Raw genomic sequence first — 16,107 nt, 5'->3', positions numbered from 1 at the left:
CAAGCCGGTGTTCTACGTTTGAGGCTGCCTGAGAATCGCCGGAATTCCGCCATTACGTGTGGCGATGCAGACGAGGGCGGCAGCGCTCTTCGCTCTGTGAAAAGGGTCGCGCGCGCCGCCTGGGTGTGCTATGAGCGGCACTGGCAGCCATATGAGCTCAGCTTTTGCGTGAGGATTCCTCGCGCAGGCGGCGCAGCGTCTCATGCTGGACGGCAATGACCGAGTTCGAGGAGACGATGGGCAGATGCAGCAGTTCGCCCCAACTCACCCAGGCCGATTCCACGTATTCGTCGGCATCGAAATGGCGGTCCGCGCCATGCCAGCGGTCCAGATGCATCACCATGACGTGCGCGATCTCGTCGCTCATACCTTCAGAGGAATAGAAGGTGCCGACCCGGTCGATCGTCATCATACCTGCCTCGGGCTCCACGCCGGTCTCCTCGCGCAACTCGCGCAACGCGGCCTGCTCCGGGTCCTCGCCCAGGTCGATCAGTCCGGCGGGGATGCCGTAGGCGAAGCCGTTCGAGCCGGCGCGGTACTCGCGTTCGGCCAGGTACCGGTCATTTACGGTGTCATGCACTAGCAGCACGACGCTGGGGGCGCGGCACACCACCTGCCGGCGTATGGCCACCGGCTCGCCTTCATGCGCGGGCAGCAGCACGCCGCGGTCCTCGACTGAAAACACGAACCCCTGATAGACCTTCTTCGAGCCGGTGATCTGCGACGACTTGTCCATATCGATGCGCGTGCCCTGAATCTCCGCCTCATCCCGAGCGGCCCCCAAGGGCATATGCCGTCCCTTCGCCATTCTGCTGTGATTCATCGCGCCATGCCTCGTATTCGTTGTGTCACTGGTCGCGTCACCAGTCGCGTCACTGATTGTGCCGCCGTTGCCAGTTGTATCACTGATTGCGTCGCCGTCGCTGGTCGTTTCACCGGCTGCGTCGCCATTGCTGGTCGTTTCACCGGTTGCATCATCCGGTCCGTTGCCGCTGCGCAGAGCCGCAAGCCGCATGCCATCCTGCACCCCACTGCTGAAAGCCGTCTGAACGCCGGAACTCTCCTGAGAATCGGAACCCACCTGAGCGCCAGCATTCTTCTGGGAATCGGCTCCCGCCTGATTGTCGTACTGTATCGACAGCGTCCAAGGGTCGGTGCTGCGCTCGATGCGCCGCATCTCGACCGGCTCCTGCACACCGCTGCGTTTGAGAGCCCGCGGCACATCCTCGATGGCATAACGCAGCCACAGCGACTCGATGGCACTATGGGCGGTGTTGATCAGCGCTGGCCGGCCCGAAACGCTCCCTTGCCCCACTGCAATCCCGCTGGCGCGCAAGGAGGCCTCGTAGCGCATCTGCTGCAGCGCGTCAGTCGCGGGATGATGGCGCAGATCACTGGTCACATACACGTCGGCGGCGCATGCGCGCACGTCGTCGAACATGGAATCGCCGGATCCGGGCAGCACGGCGACGCTGCTGATTTGCGAGGTCAGTTCGCCGCCCACCTGCACGCCGAGCCTGGTTGGCGGCAGCGCCGCAGCGACCCGCCGCGCGAATGCTTCCAGACTCATCGGGCGTTCCAAGCGACCGACACGGCCCAGTCCTACCGGAAGCTCAGCTTTGGGATCAGCTATCGGCGTCAGGGGGCGCTGCTCGATCAGGCCGAAGGCGTCAGCAGCGGCTTGCGCGACGCCGCGATATGCGCAGTCGGCGTTGGTATGCCCGACCCAGAGCGCGCAATGGCCGGCATAGAGCTCGCCGACGATTGCGCCGCGGAAATCAAGTCCGGAGACGGCATGCACCGGGCGGAAGAACAACGGGTGATGGCAGATCAGTAGATCAGCAGACATGGCCAGAGCCTCGCGCACGACTTCCATCGTCGGGTCGACCGCGAAGGCGATGCGGAGCACCGGCGCGTGCAAATCGCCAACGATCAGCCCAGGAGCGTCCCATTCCTCGGCGTACCGCAGCGGGTACAGCTCTTCCAGCACATCAACGACTTGCTTGAGCGTAGGCAATGGGACGTCCTTTCTCGAGACTTGATGGTGGTGGCTGGCCGGTGTCAATTAGCAATCAGTGCATGGCGATCAGTGTGCGGCGAGCTGCCAGTCCGCGCCGATGCCGATGGAGACATCCAACGGCACGGCGAGGTTCACGGCGTGCTCCATGGCGTCCCTGACGAGTTCGCTCACCTGTTCGGCCTCGCCCGGCGCGACTTCGATGACCAGTTCGTCATGAATCTGCAGAATGATGCGGCTGGCCGCCCCGGCCTCGCGCAGGAGCCGTTCGGCGCGTATCATCGCCAGCTTCATGATATCGGCGGCGGAGCCCTGAATCGGTGCGTTCAGCGCGCCGCGTTCAGCGGCATCCCTAGCCACCCGGCTGGTTGATTTGAGCGCCGGGAAGTAGCGCCGACGTCCGAAGATGGTTTCGGTGTATCCCTTGCGTTTCGCGGTCTGAACCAGCGATTCGAGATAGTCATGGACCTTGCCGAAGGTCGCGAAGTACTTCTCCTTGAGTACGTCGGCGGCCGCAGGGCTGATCTTGAGCTGGTGGGCCAGTCCATAGGTGCTCAGTCCGTAGGCCAGACCGTAGCTCATGGCCTTTACGTGGCTGCGCTGGTCCGAGGAGATATCAGCCACGGGCAGGTCGTAGACCAGGCTTGCCACATATTTGTGGAAATCCGTGCCGGAGCGGAAGGCTTCGATAAGCGCCTCGTCGCCGGACAGGTCGGCCATGATGCGCAGCTCGACCTGCGAGTAGTCGCAGCTGAGCAGCGATTCGTAGCCCTCCCCCGGCACGAAGGCGGAGCGAATCTCACGCCCGGCGGCATTGCGGTTGGGAATGTTCTGCAGATTCGGGTCCACGGAGCTCAGTCGCCCTGTAGCGGCCACAGTCTGCTCGAAGGTCGTATGCACTCGCATATCGCGCTTATTCGAGGCGTCGATAAGCGTCTGCACGATCTGCTTGAGCTTGTTGGTCTCTCGGTGACGCAGCAGTGCGCCAAGGAAGGCATTGGCCTGCTCATTATTGACCGATTTGACGTACAGATCCTGCAAGGATGAGGCGTTGGTGGTGTAGGAGCCGGATTTGGTGCGGCGCGTGGGCTTGAGCCCCATGTCATCAAAAAGCACCTTCTGCAGCTGCTTGGGGCTTTGCAGGTTGACCTCGGTGCCCGCGGCATGCCATGCGATCTCCTGGGCCTGGCTGGCCTCGGCGGAGAACTGGTCGCGCATATCGACCAGCCGCTGCACATTCACATAGGCGCCGGTGCGCTCCATGCCGTGCAGCACATCGGAAACAGGCATTTCGATGGAGTGCAGCAGCCCGAACTGCCGACGCTCATCCAGCTGCGGCGCCAACGTATCGGCGAGCAGCCGCACAATGGCCGACTGCTCTACCGCGCTGTCGAATTCACCATGCTCCGGCTGATCGTCATCCAGGTCAAGCTGGCCCTGAGTCACGGCGTCGGAGGTCTCCACACGAATATCGAGGAAATGCTCGGCTGCCTGCTCAAGCGAGTCCGCGTGGAAATCCGGATGGACGAGGTATCCGGCCAGTTTCGTATCGAAGTAGGGGGCGCCCAGTTTCAGGCCGGCCGCGCCCAGAATATGCTTATGCTCCTTGTACCCATGCACGACAAGCGAGCCGTGACGCTCATTGAGCAGCGTTTGGATAGCGTCATGAAGCCCGCCGTCCATGTCGCCGGGCAATACCGCCGCATGGTCGCCGGCCAGCAATACCACCATGTCAAGCGAGGCGTGGCCTGGCTTCGGCGACCCCAGGGCGTGCAGCACCCAGGTCGCAGCCATGCCCGGACCGCACTGCGCGGTTCCGTCAACGATATGCTGGAAATCTTCAGCGGATTCAGCCGGTGCAGCGTTTGCCGCACTATCCAATGCGCCAGTCGGAGTCTGCGGCTGCTGATCTTGCGCCTCTTGTTGCGCCGCGGCCTCATCGTGCTGCTGGGCATCGTCGGCAGCTGCCGGAAGGTACTGCTGCACCCAGAGCTGCAACGCCTCGGCATGCTCGATGCGCTCCGTCTGTGGTTGTACGAGGGCCTGCGGCGCATCCTCTTCGATCGCAGAGCTAGCTGCGGCATCGAGTGTGCCAACAGTGCCGAAGGTCTTCAATACGCGCTGTTTAGTGCGTGCGCCGAATTCGAGCTGGGTGAACAGTTTGTCGAGTCGAGGCGCATCGACCTGGCCGAAGGTGCAGTCCTCGATCTTCACGCCAAGATCGAGGTCGCGCACCAGCGCGTTGACCTTGCGGTTGAGCCTGACCTGATCCAGATTGGCGCGCAGCGACTCGCCCTTCTTGCCGGAGATATCCTCGGCATGATCGATGATGCCTTCGAGGGAGCCGAACTGGCTGATCCATTTGGCGGCGTACCCGTCGCCCACGCCGGGCACGCCGGGGATATTGTCCGCGGTCTCCCCGCGCAATGCCGCCAGATCCGGGTACTGCTGCGGCGTGACACGGTATTTCTCCTCGATCGCGTCAGGAGTCATATGCTTGAGGTCTTTGAAGTGATGCCCCGGATACAGCACGGTGATCGCATCATCGACCAGCTGGAAGGCATCCCTGTCGCCGGAGAGCACCAGCGTGCGGTAGCCGCGGTCCTCCCCCATCGTCGCCAGCGTGCCGATCACATCGTCGCCCTCGTATCCAGGCATCTCGATATAGGTGACGCCCAGCGCGGTAAGCATGTCCTGGATGAGCGGAAGCTGGCTGAGCAGCTCCTCAGGAGCCGCATCGCGTGTGCCCTTGTACTGCGGCAGCATCGTGTTGCGGAAGGTGCCGCCCGCAACATCGAAGGCGACGGCCAGGTGATTGGGCTTCTCCGCCTCGATCACCTGAGCGAGCATGGTGGCGAAGCCCCACACTGCATTGGTGGCTTGCCCTGCGGACGTCGAGAAATTCTCGACCGGCAGCGCGAAATACGCGCGGAACGCAAGCGAATGCCCGTCGACAACCAGCAGTGTTTCCTCAGGGCCTTGTTCTTCGCTCATATCCTGCCTATCGCTTGCCTGCCAGACTCTTGGCTATTATCACGGTATAACGCTATCACGCGAGGATTGACACCCTGTATCCGTTCACGCTGCACCGCTCACTGCACCATGCACTGTACTCAGCGCCTTTTACTCAGTGCCTTTTACTTAGTGCACTCTGCTCAGTGCATCCCGCCTCTCAGTGCATTCACTCAGTAGTTTCAGGCTTCTCGTCGCCGTATTTGGCGATGATGGCCATGGCCAGACGCTTCTTCGGAATGCGCTGATCCATCGAGGTCTTCTGAATCCAGCGGAAAGCGCCCTGCTCGGAGAAGTCAGCCTTGTCCATCAACAGGCCCTTGGCCCGGTCGACGAACTTGCGCTCTTCGAGGGTATCCTCAGCCTTCTTGAGCTTCTCCTCGGTCTTCTTGAGCACGTCCTGCGCTTCTTGAAGCTTCCCCTCGCTGCGTTCCACGCTGTCGAGCAGATCGTTAATCTCCGCGAAGCGCCCCATCGCGACCTCAAGGGCCGGCAGCAGCTTGGACTCCTCATAGGGCTTGGTGACATAGGCCATCGCGCCCGCGCCGGTCGCCTGCTTGACGAGATCAGGCTGCGAATACGCCGTCAGCATCACCACCGGGGCGATGTTCTCATCGCAGATGGTGCCCGCCGCGACGATGCCATCCACGCGCGGCATCTTGACATCCATGCACACGACATCGGGACGGAACTTGCGGGTGAGCTCGATGGCCTCCTCGCCATTCGCAGCCTCGCCCAGCACATCGTAACCATTATCTTCAAGCATCGCGACCAGATCCATGCGGTTCACGGACTCGTCTTCGGCCACTACGACAGTAGGCTTGTGCGGCTTATGCTCGGCTGCGGCGGGCTGTTCGCTCACCGTCTCCGCTTCACCTTGCGCCACGGCCTTGAGCTCCTCATCGGTGAGCACGGGTTCGGTGACATCAGGCACTTCTGTTTCCTTCTTCGTTGTAGTCATCTGAAGCCTCTTTCCACAATCACGTTGTCACCCGGAATCCGTCCATGATTCACTGCATCGAATACGGCTCGACCGGCCTGGCGTGCCCTTGGTGGGACTCGAACCCACACTGCACAGATTTTGAGGCTGTTTCCTCTACCAATTGGGATACAAGGGCGTTGCATCGTTGAGCGCGACGCTTGCCGCGTCTCACTGCCACATGGCAATTTACCATACTCATGAGACCGCGCAAGTCGTGTGTCGCAAACTTGCATGTGCGGCATGTGCGCAGCAGCTATTTGCCGGTTGTTCACAGCGTCCGTCAGCCATGCTCTAGGCCGTCAGCGAACGAGCTGCGCAATCAGCGGCACAGGTTCCTGCTGCGAAGACGACTGATGCCGCGCAGCCTGATATCCCTCTGTTGGGAAGAATATCGGCTGCGCGGCATCAGCATCATGCGCAAGACCCGCAGGCCGCGATGGAATCAATCGCAGGCGCCGACGGTGTGCACATAGATGGAATCGGTGCTGCCCGACTGGTGCACGCCCTGGGCGGAGCTGAGCACGACGATCTTGTCGCCGTTGACGACCTTGCCAGCATCGCGCAGCGTCTTGTCGGTGAAGACCATGAGATCGTTGCGGCTCATGTCGTGGTAGTCGCCCGGCAGCAGGAACGCCTCAGTGCCCCAGCTCAGCGCAAGCCAGTGATAGGTGTGCTCGCTGTTGGTCAGGCCATAGATCGGTGCGACAGGGCGCTCACGCGAGACGCGCTGCACGGTGTGGCCGGTCTGGGTGTAAGCCACGATGGCCTTGGCGTTGAGCTTGTCGGCCAGATCGACGGCGGCTGAGGAGACGGCGCCCGTGCTCGACATGTCGATGATCTTGAGCTTGGGGATGCGGTCGTATCCGTGCTCGGTGGCGTAGCTCGAGATGCGGCTCATGGTATCCACCGTCTCGGTGGGATAGTTGCCCACAGCCGTCTCATTCGACGTCATCGTGGCATCGGAGCCGTCAAGAATCGCGTTGGCGCAGTCGGAAGCCTCGGCGCGCGAAGGCACCGGGGAGTTGACCATCGAGCCGAGGACCTCGGTCGCGACGATAACCGGCTTGGCGTACTGACGGGCCAGCTCGATGCAGCGCTTGGTGACCAGCGGGACCTCTTCGAAGGGCATTTCCACAGCCATGTCACCACGGGCGACCATGATGCCGTCGAAGGCCTTGACGATCTCCTCGAGGTTTTCCACAGCCTGCGGCTTCTCGATCTTGGCGACGATCGGGATGCGGCGGCCTTCCTCGTCCATGATCTCGTGGGCGCGGTCGATGTCGGTCGCGAAGCGCACGAAGGACATGGCGATGATATCGGCGCCGGTCTGAATGGCCCAACGCAGGTCGGACTCATCCTTCTCGGTAAGCGCCGGAAGGCTCACGGCCACGCCGGGCAGATTGATGCCCTTATGGCTGGATACCGGGCCGGCCACGATGACCTTGGTGTAGACGTTGCTGCCCTCGACCTTGGTGACCTCAAGGCGCACCTTGCCGTCGTCGATCAGAATCGGGTCGCCTGCGTGGCAATCGCCGGGAAGGCCCTTGAACGTGGTGGAGGTGATGTGCTCGTCGCCCTCGATGTCATCGGTCGTGATGATGAATTCCTGACCGGTCTCAAGCTGGACCTTGTCCTCGCCCTCGGCGTTCTTCTTGAACCATCCGCAGCGAATCTTCGGGCCTTGCAGGTCGACGAGCGCAGCGACGTTGCGGCCGGTCGTCTTGGAGGCCTCGCGCACGTTGTTGTATACCTTGAGATGGTCCTCAGGAGTGCCATGCGAGCGGTTGAGGCGCGCGACATCCATGCCCGCTTCAACGAGCTTCGTGAGGTTCTCCAACGATTCGGTGGCGGGTCCGATGGTATCTACAATCTTGGCTTTACGCATGAATTCCTACCTGTTCTTCCATATTTGTCAACGGTGATGTTGGTCAAATGCAATCAATCAGTCATGTGGGTCGTCGTATAACCCAACTCACTTACAGCAAGTCTACTAGTAAGCTCCCGACGAAGTCCATGAGATGGCCTTGGCGTGTTGTGAACGTTCACATCGTCACCGATTCGGCGGCATTGCACGCCTTTAAGCTACTGCTGCCCCTGCTGCTGCGCACTCGGTTCCTGCCGCATCTTGAGCACGCTGGCCAGCGCGGAGCCGCCGATCGCCACGACGATAACCGCCAGCGAAAGCCAGGTAGGCACTTCGGGCACTTGCTCGACAGGGTGTCCGCCGTTGATGAAGGGCAGGGAGTTGCCGCTCAGCGCCTCCATGACGAGCTTGATGCCGATGAAACCAAGCACCACGGAGAGCCCCACCGGCAGGTACACGAGCTTGTCGAGCAAAGCTCCCAGCAGGAAGTAGAGCTGCTGCAGGCCGAGCAGGGCGAAGACGTTGGCGGTGAACACGATGAAGGGATCCTTGGTCAGGCCGAAGATAGCCGGTATGGAGTCGAAGGCGAACATCACGTCGGTGGTGCCGATGGTGAGGAACACGATGAGCATCGGCGTCCAGAGCCGCACGCCGTTCTTTTCGGTCCGCAGCTTCTCGCCATCGTACTCGTCGGTGATGCTCACCACCTTGCGCAAGGCCCGGATGACGGCGTTCTCGTGATATTCCTCATCGTCGTCTCCGCCCATTGCCAGCTTTATGGCGGTAACAATCAGAAAAGCGCCGAAGAGGAAGAACACCCAGGTGAAGCGGGAGATGATCGCGGCACCAATCAGAATAAACACGCCGCGCAACACAAGCGCCACGGTGATGCCCACGCTCAGCACGTATTTCTGCAGCTCGCGCGGCACTGCGAAATTCGCCATGATGATGACGAAGACGAACAGGTTGTCGATGCTCAGGGAGTATTCGGTGAGCCAGCCAGAGTAGAACTCGACGGCGGGCTTCGCGCCGACGATGAGCCAGAGCAGCGCGCCGAAAATCAGCGCCATGACAATGAAGAACGCGATATGCTGCAGGCTCTCCTTGGTCGTAGGCACATGCGGCTTGCGGCCGATGACGAACAGATCGACGGCGAAGAACACCGCGAGCACGACAAAGGTGGCGATCATGAAGGCAAGGGGGGTTTCAGACATGAAAGCAAGCATACGGACGGCCGGTGACGGGGCCGCAGCACTGTACTTCGCGCCTTGAACAGACGCTCGTCGCGCCTGGCAGGAGTCCACTGGACTTCTGCCAGGCGACTCGATTACTTCTGCGCCTCGGTTATTTGACGCAGCTCCTTCTTCAAGTCATGGATCTCGTCGCGCAGGCGAGCCGCGAGCTCGAATTGCAGCTGCTCGGCAGCGGTGTGCATCTGCTCGCTCATCTGACGAATCAAATCCGCGAGATCCTGCGCGGGCAGTCCGGCCTTAAGAATCTCCTCATGGCGCTTGTCGGCCTCGTCCTGGTTGAAGTTTGGCAGGCCCAAATGCGTGTTGCCCGCCTTGCCGGCATTGCGGTAGCCGCCTTCAAGCAAGGTCTGGGTGTCGATATCCTCTTTGGCGAGCATATCGTTGACATCGCTGATTTTTTTGATAAGCGGCTGCGGATCAACGCCGTGCTCGGTGTTGTAGGCGATCTGCTTGTCGCGGCGGCGATTCGTCTCGTCGATGGCCTTGTGCATCGCGTCGGTGATCTCATCGGCATACATGAGCACAGTGCCCGACACGTTGCGGGCTGCACGGCCGATCGTCTGGATAAGCGAGCGATAGGAACGCAGGAAGCCCTCCTTGTCGGCGTCGAGGATTGCCACCAACGACACTTCGGGCAGGTCCAGGCCCTCGCGCAGCAGATTGATGCCCACGATGACGTCGATTTTGCCCTCGCGCAGCTCACGCAGCAGCTCCACGCGACGGAGCGTATCGACGTCGGAATGCAGGTACTCGACCTTGATGCCGCGTTCCAGCAGATAATCCGTCAGATCCTCGGCCATCTTCTTGGTCAGCGTCGTCACCAGGGTGCGCTCATGCTTGGCGACGCGATCCTTGATCTCGGCAAGCAGATCGTCGATCTGCCCTTCGACCGGACGCACTTCGATCTGGGGGTCAAGCAGGCCGGTCGGGCGAATGATCTGCTCCACCACGCCGTCGGAAAGCCCCATCTCGTAGTCGCCTGGCGTGGCGGACAGGTAGATGGTCTGGCCGACACGCTGCAGGAATTCCGGCCATTTGAGCGGCCGGTTGTCCATCGCCGAAGGCAAGCGGAAGCCGTGCTCGACCAGCGTGCGCTTGCGGCTGGCGTCGCCCTCGTACATCGCGCCGATCTGGGGCACGGTGACATGCGATTCGTCGATGACCAGCAGGAAGTCGTCCGGGAAGAAGTCAAGCAGCGTGTGCGGCGCGGTACCGGGGTCGCGACCGTCGAAATGCCGCGAGTAGTTCTCGATGCCGGAGCACACGCCCACCTGCGTGAGCATCTCCAAATCATACGTAGTGCGCATTGTCAGGCGTTGGGCTTCCAGCTCCTTGCCCTGTTTGCGCAGCTCCGCAACGCGGACGTCGAGCTCGGCTTTGATGTCTTTCAGCGCCCGCTCCATGCGCTCCGGGCCAGCCACGTAGTGCGAGGCCGGGAAGATATGGACGGATTGCTCGTGGTCGATCACGTCGCCGGTGAGCGGATGCAGCGTCGAGATGCGGTCGATCTCGTCGCCGAAGAACTCGATGCGCACAGCAAGCTCCTCGTAGACCGGGATGATCTCGACGGTGTCGCCGCGCACGCGGAAAGTGCCGCGCGTGAAGGCGATATCGTTGCGCTTGTACTGCATGTCGACGAATTTGCGCAGCAGCGTATCGCGGTCTATCTGCTGGCCCTCTTCCAGGAAGAGCATGCGGCCGGCGTACTCCTCGGGCGTGCCCAGACCGTAGATGCAGGAAACCGTGGCCACAACGACGCAGTCGCGCCGGGTGAGCAGGTTGGCAGTGGCCGCATGGCGCAGCCGCTCCACATCGTCGTTGATGTTCGAATCCTTCTCGATGTAGGTATCCGTCTGCGGAATGTAGGCCTCGGGCTGGTAGTAGTCGTAATATGACACGAAATAGCTCACGGCATTGTCGGGCATGAGCTCGCGGAATTCGGCGCATAGCTGCGCGGCAAGGGTCTTGTTCGGCTCCAGAATCAACGTGGGGCGCTGCAGCTTCTCGATAAGCCATGCGGTGGTCGCCGTCTTGCCGGTTCCCGTCGCGCCCATGAGCACCACGTCGTTCTCGCCGTTCTCGATGCGCGCCGCCAGCTCGTCAATGGCCTGCGGCTGGTCGCCCGAAGGATGGTAGGGCGATTTGACGACGAAGGGCTTGTTCGCACGCTCGATATTGAATCCCATATCCATCCGATCCTTGGCCGTCTGTCTGTATTCTCTGCTGCACGCAATTCCCTGCCGCATGCGACTCCCTGCCGCACACCGAACGGCGTCATCAACGATACGGCGAGTGGCGAAGTTCGCTTCGCCATTGTGCAACCAGCGTATCAACACGTTCGAACATTCGTTCGATAGGCTGCGTGGCGTCGATGACCTCATCAGCCAGCGCCCTGCGCTCTGCCTCACTGGACTGGTGCCGGATGCGCGCCAGCGCCTGCTCGCGGCTCATGCCCCGTGTGCTCATCATTCGCGCAACACGCGTTTCCGCTGGTGCTTCGACCGAGACGATATGCGCGAAGGAGAACGGCATGGAGCCAATCACTTCGGCGAGCAGCGGTACGTCGTGCACGACGATAGCGGGTGGTTGCGGGCTCGTGTCATTGCATGGTATCGAGGCGTTGCCTACTATCGAGCGCTCAATGCGCCTAGCAGCCTCGTAAATCAGCGGGTGTTCGATGGCGTCAAGTCGTTCGCGCGCGCCGGGTGCCGCATGCTCGCCGAACACATGCTCGGCCATCCACGCCCGATTCAATTGCCCATCGGCTGTGACGGCCCCGTTCCCGAACTCCTGCACAATCTGGCGCAGTCCTTCGCTGCCGGGTGCGACGACCTGCCGCGCCAAAGCGTCATAGTCGATGACGGTTAATCCCAGATTGTTGAGATGCTGCGCCACAGTGCTCTTGCCGGCCGCAATACCGCCGGTCAGTCCGATTCTCATCATGCCTTCCATCGTATCGCGAAGAAGATCGAAGGCGATGTAAGACAGCCCCGCCCGCCGCCAATCAAACAGCAAGCCAACAGCGCAGGAAGGGGGCGGATACAAGTGCAGCCCGGCCCCTTTCGGGTACCGGGCTGCAACGAACTCGTGAGGCTAGCGAGTCACAAGACCGCCTAGCCTCTCAAGCTCACTTCTTTTCGCTCAGCAGCTGCTCGCGAAGCGCGGCAAGCTGATCGGAACCGGCGAGGGTTCCTTCGTTCGAAGCGTCAGAGGAGTAGTTCGAAGCTTCCGACGAACCAGTGGCGGCAGCGGCAGAGCGTTCGTGATGCTCGTTCTGGCCCTGGCCATCCTCGGCAGCTGAAGCGGCCGCGTTCTCGTTCTCCTTGGCGACGAACTCCTTGTGCTGCTCCCACAGGTCGTGGGCGGCCGCGTACTGCGACTCCCACTCCTCGCGCTGCTGCTCGAAGCCGGCGATCCACTCGTTGGTCGTCGGGTCGAAGCCTTCGGGGTACTTGTAGTTGCCCTCGTCGTCGTACTCGGCGGGCATGCCGTAGAGCGCGGGATCGAAGTCCTCGGAAGTCGCGTCGACGGAGTCGTTGGCCTGCTTGAGGGACAGGGAGATGCGGCGACGATCGAGATCGACGTCGATCACCTTGACGAATACCTCTTCGTTCGGCTTGACGACCGTCTCGGGGTTGTCCACGTGACGGTTGGCCAGCTCAGAGATGTGCACCAGGCCCTCGATGCCGTCTTCGACGGACACGAACACGCCGAACTGCACGATCTTGGTGACCTTGCCCTTGACGATCTGGCCGGGAACGTGGGTGCGTGCGAAGCGCTGCCACGGATCCTCCTGGGTCGCCTTGAGCGACAGGGAAATACGCTCGCGGTCGAGATCGACGTCAAGCACCTCGACGGTGACCTTGTCACCGACCTTGACGACTTCCGACGGGTGGTCGATGTGCTTCCAGGACAGCTCGGAGACGTGAATCAGGCCGTCGACGCCGCCAAGATCGACGAACGCGCCGAAGTTGACGATGGAGGACACGACGCCCTCGCGAATCTGGCCCTTCTTGAGCTGGGAGAGGAAGGTCTCGCGCACCTCGGACTGAGTCTCCTCAAGGTACTGGCGACGGGAGAGCACCACATTGTTGCGGTTCTTGTCGAGCTCAAGGATCTTGGCCTTTATCTTCTGGCCGATGAACGGCGTCAGATCGCGTACGCGGCGCATTTCGACCAGCGACGCAGGCAGGAAGCCACGCAGACCGATATCGACGATCAGGCCGCCCTTGACAGCTTCAATGACGGTGCCTTCAACAACGCCGTCGGCGTCCTTGATGGACTCGATGTCGCCCCAGGCGCGCTCGTACTGCGCACGCTTCTTGGACAGGATCAGACGGCCTTCCTTGTCCTCTTTGGTGACGACGAGAGCCTCGATCGAATCGCCGACCTCGACGACCTCTTCGGGCTTGACATCTTTCTTGATGGAAAGTTCGCGGGAGGGAATGACGCCCTCGGTCTTGTAGCCGATGTCGAGCAGGACCTCGTCATGATCGACCTTGACGACGGTTCCCTCGACCAGATCGCCATCATCGAAGTTCTTGATGGTGGAATCGACTGCCTTGATGAAGTCCTCTTCGGTGCCGATGTCGTTGATCGCGACCTTGGTGACTTCCGTATTGTTCTCTGCCATTAATTAAGTGGTTTCTGTTTACTAGGTTATGTGGATATTACCGATTTTCAGTTATCGCGTGCCTTTGCAGGCACATACGGATAACAGAATACAAGGAGCCATATCCAAAGAATCATGAGTATTCCGGGCGTGTCGAGCGCTATGTCACGCACTATGTCGCACGGCATGTCACGCACCATGACATCAGACCCGGCGCTCGGCCATCTCCACGACATTGGTCAGCAGCATCGCACGCGTCATCGGGCCGACTCCCCCCGGATTCGGTGTGTAGGCCCCGGCCACTTCGTAGCAGACCTTGTCGATGTCGCCTTTGATGCGGTACCGGCCCGATTCCTCATCGAACACCCGCGCAATGCCCACATCAACGAGCACGGCGCCGGGCTTGACGTCGTCAGGCTGCACAAAGCCCGGATGACCAGTCGCGGAGACGATCACATCAGCACGCCGCAAGTAGCTGCGCACATCCTGGGTGCCGGTATGGCACAGCGTAACGGTCGCATCGACGCCGCGGCGCGTGAGCAGCAGCGGTATCGTGCGCCCGATGGTGATGCCGCGCCCGAGCACGCACACATTCTTGCCGCCCAGCTCGATGTCGTAGCGGGCAAGCAGTTCCAGGATGCCGCGCGGCGTGCACGGCAGCGGCGTGGCGATATCCCCGGCGACATGCAGCACCAGCTCGCCGAGGTTGTATGGGTGCATGCCGTCGGCGTCCCTGGCCGGATCGATCGCATCGATGATCGCGCCCTGATCGACGCCTTGCGGCAGCGGCAGCTGCACGATGAAGCCCGTGCAGTCCGGATCCTCGTTGAGCGAACGCACGGCTTCGAGTATCGCCTCCCGCCCGGCGTCGGCGGGCAGCTCGCGACGGATGGAGCGAATGCCCACTTCGGCGCAGTCCGTATGCTTGCCGGATACGTATTTGGCCGAGGCCGGGTCCTCCCCGACCAGCAGCGTGCCCAGGCCTGGCTGCACGCCACGCTGGGCAAGCGCACGTACGCGCCGCGCCAGATCGGCTTTGATCTCGCTGGCTACCTGCTTTCCGTCAAGCTTCACGGGCATCGTCATTCGCTCTCCTTGCCTTCGTTGATTCCTTCTCGCGCATATGGCACCGCGCATACGGCACCTTGTAGATTATCGTTAGGGGTATCGATTCCTTTTCGTCGCCGATGCATCGGACGCAGGTGCGATATCCACGCTACACCGACTGTGGCGGCAACGACATGTGCAAGGAGGGCTTGCATGACGTTACGAATGAAGGCGCTGCGACATGCTGCCATGCTCGCGCTCGCGGCGATTGCGGCGCTGTCGCTGGCAGCCTGCGACGCAGCTTCCCCGGATGCCAGGCATTCGGCTGCGACGCCCACACCCGCAGGCCCCATCGCCGTCGTCGCCTCGCTGAATCAGTGGGCCTCGCTCGCCAGGCAGATCGGCGGCGCGGATGTCAAGGTCGTGTCCATCCTGCCGCCCGACACGCCCGCTGCACAAGGCTTCGCGCCGAGCTCGGCAAATATCGATGCGCTGCGGCACGCCGATATCATCGTTGCGAACGGGGCCGGATACGACGACTGGGCGGCGAAGAATCTGTCCAAGGGCGGCGCGATCGTCTCCGCCGCGGAAACCGTGGGCGCGATGGACGGCGACAACCCCTACCTGTGGTTCTCCAAGGATGCGCGCGCCGGCATGGCTTCGGAGCTGGCCGAGGCCTTCAGCAAGGCCCGCCCCGCGAAGAAGAAGGCCTTCGCCGCCCGCCTCAAGACATGGCGCGGCGCGGAGGGCAAGCTCGACGATGAGTTCGCCGCATTCGCCAAGGCGCATAAGAACTCAACGTATGCCTCGCTCGATGCCTCGGCCTTCTATCTCATGGCCGATCTGGGACTCAAGGACCGCACGCCGCAGAGCTATGCGCAATCGGCTCTGGCAGCAGCCGGCACGCAGCCGCAGTCAGATGCTGCGCCTTCCGTCGATTCGCCCAGCGGAGTCAAGGATTTTCGCAAGCTGCTGGAAGACAAACAGGTCGACGTGCTGATCGGCAACGGGCTCAAGCCCGATGAAACTGCCGCCGCGCTGCTCGCCTCGGCCAAAACCGGCAAGGTTCCCATTGTTGATGTCCCTGAGCAGATGCCCGCTGGTGCTTCGGCGCTTGTCGACTGGGTCAGCGCTCTGGCATCGCCCGTCATCGCAGCAGTGTGCGCGGGTGATGCATCCGGCAATGCGCAAGACGGCACAGGTAATCCAGCTAACACAGGTAACTCACATAGCCCAGACTCTTCACCGTCGTCGCCAGCGTCGGCAGCACAGTCGCCAGGCTCCGACTAAGCCCCTCCCCCGCCGCATCCAGTTCACTGC

10 protein-coding genes, 1 tRNA gene and 1 pseudogene are annotated in these 16,107 nt (G+C 61.7%); 1 reads left to right on the top strand and 11 read right to left on the bottom strand.

Annotated features, from left to right (window positions below; genetic code table 11):
* Positions 1–157: 157 nt before the first annotated feature.
* The 11 genes and pseudogenes from DDF78_RS00790 to DDF78_RS00740 form a co-directional block, all read right to left on the bottom strand.
* The gene (locus DDF78_RS00790) at positions 158–736 is read right to left on the bottom strand and encodes an NUDIX hydrolase (RefSeq protein WP_237564504.1); all 579 of its coding nucleotides are present in this window, start codon (positions 734–736) and stop codon (positions 158–160) included.
* Positions 737–1,132: 396 nt separating this feature from the next.
* Positions 1,133–2,017 (bottom strand): annotated as a pseudogene (locus DDF78_RS00785) (Nif3-like dinuclear metal center hexameric protein); the annotation flags it as partial.
* Between the two features lie 69 nt (positions 2,018–2,086).
* Positions 2,087–5,011, bottom strand: coding sequence for a DNA polymerase I (gene polA / locus DDF78_RS00780; protein WP_152579859.1), 2,925 nt, complete (start codon positions 5,009–5,011; stop codon positions 2,087–2,089).
* A gap of 187 nt (positions 5,012–5,198) precedes the next feature.
* Positions 5,199–5,990, bottom strand: coding sequence for an ANTAR domain-containing response regulator (locus DDF78_RS00775; protein ID WP_152579860.1), 792 nt, complete (start codon positions 5,988–5,990; stop codon positions 5,199–5,201).
* 83 nt (positions 5,991–6,073) lie between these two features.
* Positions 6,074–6,147 (bottom strand) — tRNA-Leu (locus DDF78_RS00770).
* Between the two features lie 306 nt (positions 6,148–6,453).
* Positions 6,454–7,896, bottom strand: a complete 1,443-nt coding sequence (gene pyk, locus DDF78_RS00765; RefSeq protein WP_152579861.1) for a pyruvate kinase — start codon at positions 7,894–7,896, stop codon at positions 6,454–6,456.
* Between the two features lie 197 nt (positions 7,897–8,093).
* Positions 8,094–9,089 (bottom strand): TerC family protein, encoded by a 996-nt coding sequence (locus DDF78_RS00760; protein WP_152579862.1) that lies wholly within the window; start codon positions 9,087–9,089, stop codon positions 8,094–8,096.
* 113 nt (positions 9,090–9,202) lie between these two features.
* Positions 9,203–11,314, bottom strand: a complete 2,112-nt coding sequence (uvrB, locus tag DDF78_RS00755; RefSeq protein ID WP_152579863.1) for an excinuclease ABC subunit UvrB — start codon at positions 11,312–11,314, stop codon at positions 9,203–9,205.
* Between the two features lie 91 nt (positions 11,315–11,405).
* Positions 11,406–12,080: a dephospho-CoA kinase gene (coaE, locus tag DDF78_RS00750; RefSeq protein WP_152580017.1), complete on the bottom strand. Its 675-nt coding sequence runs from the start codon at positions 12,078–12,080 to the stop codon at positions 11,406–11,408.
* A gap of 175 nt (positions 12,081–12,255) precedes the next feature.
* Positions 12,256–13,761 carry a 30S ribosomal protein S1 gene (rpsA, locus tag DDF78_RS00745; RefSeq protein ID WP_152579864.1) on the bottom strand — a complete coding sequence of 502 codons (1,506 nt, stop codon included), beginning with the start codon at positions 13,759–13,761 and terminating at the stop codon, positions 12,256–12,258.
* A gap of 183 nt (positions 13,762–13,944) precedes the next feature.
* Positions 13,945–14,820 (bottom strand): bifunctional methylenetetrahydrofolate dehydrogenase/methenyltetrahydrofolate cyclohydrolase, encoded by an 876-nt coding sequence (locus DDF78_RS00740; RefSeq protein WP_152580018.1) that lies wholly within the window; start codon positions 14,818–14,820, stop codon positions 13,945–13,947.
* A gap of 180 nt (positions 14,821–15,000) precedes the next feature.
* Between DDF78_RS00740 and DDF78_RS00735 the strand changes: the two genes are divergently transcribed.
* Entirely contained in the window at positions 15,001–16,077 is a 1,077-nt protein-coding gene (locus DDF78_RS00735; protein WP_152579865.1) for a metal ABC transporter solute-binding protein, Zn/Mn family, read from the top strand.
* Positions 16,078–16,107: the final 30 nt, after the last annotated feature.

The organism is Bifidobacterium tibiigranuli (genome assembly GCF_009371885.1).
Lineage (GTDB): Bacteria > Actinomycetota > Actinomycetes > Actinomycetales > Bifidobacteriaceae > Bifidobacterium > Bifidobacterium tibiigranuli.
Note: the sequence above shows the minus strand (reverse complement) of the source record. Positions and strands in the feature narration are given on the sequence as shown.

What these genes read in the sequence shown, in the direction of transcription:
- DDF78_RS00790 (WP_237564504.1), bottom strand. Translation starts at nt 736, where the DNA reads ATGGACAAGTCGTCGCAGATCACCGGCTCGAAGAAGGTCTATCAGGGG.
- polA (WP_152579859.1), bottom strand. Translation starts at nt 5,011, where the DNA reads ATGAGCGAAGAACAAGGCCCTGAGGAAACACTGCTGGTTGTCGACGGG.
- DDF78_RS00775 (WP_152579860.1), bottom strand. Translation starts at nt 5,990, where the DNA reads ATGACTACAACGAAGAAGGAAACAGAAGTGCCTGATGTCACCGAACCC.
- pyk (WP_152579861.1), bottom strand. Translation starts at nt 7,896, where the DNA reads ATGCGTAAAGCCAAGATTGTAGATACCATCGGACCCGCCACCGAATCG.
- DDF78_RS00760 (WP_152579862.1), bottom strand. Translation starts at nt 9,089, where the DNA reads ATGTCTGAAACCCCCCTTGCCTTCATGATCGCCACCTTTGTCGTGCTC.
- uvrB (WP_152579863.1), bottom strand. Translation starts at nt 11,314, where the DNA reads ATGGGATTCAATATCGAGCGTGCGAACAAGCCCTTCGTCGTCAAATCG.
- coaE (WP_152580017.1), bottom strand. Translation starts at nt 12,080, where the DNA reads ATGGAAGGCATGATGAGAATCGGACTGACCGGCGGTATTGCGGCCGGC.
- rpsA (WP_152579864.1), bottom strand. Translation starts at nt 13,761, where the DNA reads ATGGCAGAGAACAATACGGAAGTCACCAAGGTCGCGATCAACGACATC.
- DDF78_RS00740 (WP_152580018.1), bottom strand. Translation starts at nt 14,820, where the DNA reads ATGCCCGTGAAGCTTGACGGAAAGCAGGTAGCCAGCGAGATCAAAGCC.
- DDF78_RS00735 (WP_152579865.1), top strand. Translation starts at nt 15,001, where the DNA reads ATGACGTTACGAATGAAGGCGCTGCGACATGCTGCCATGCTCGCGCTC.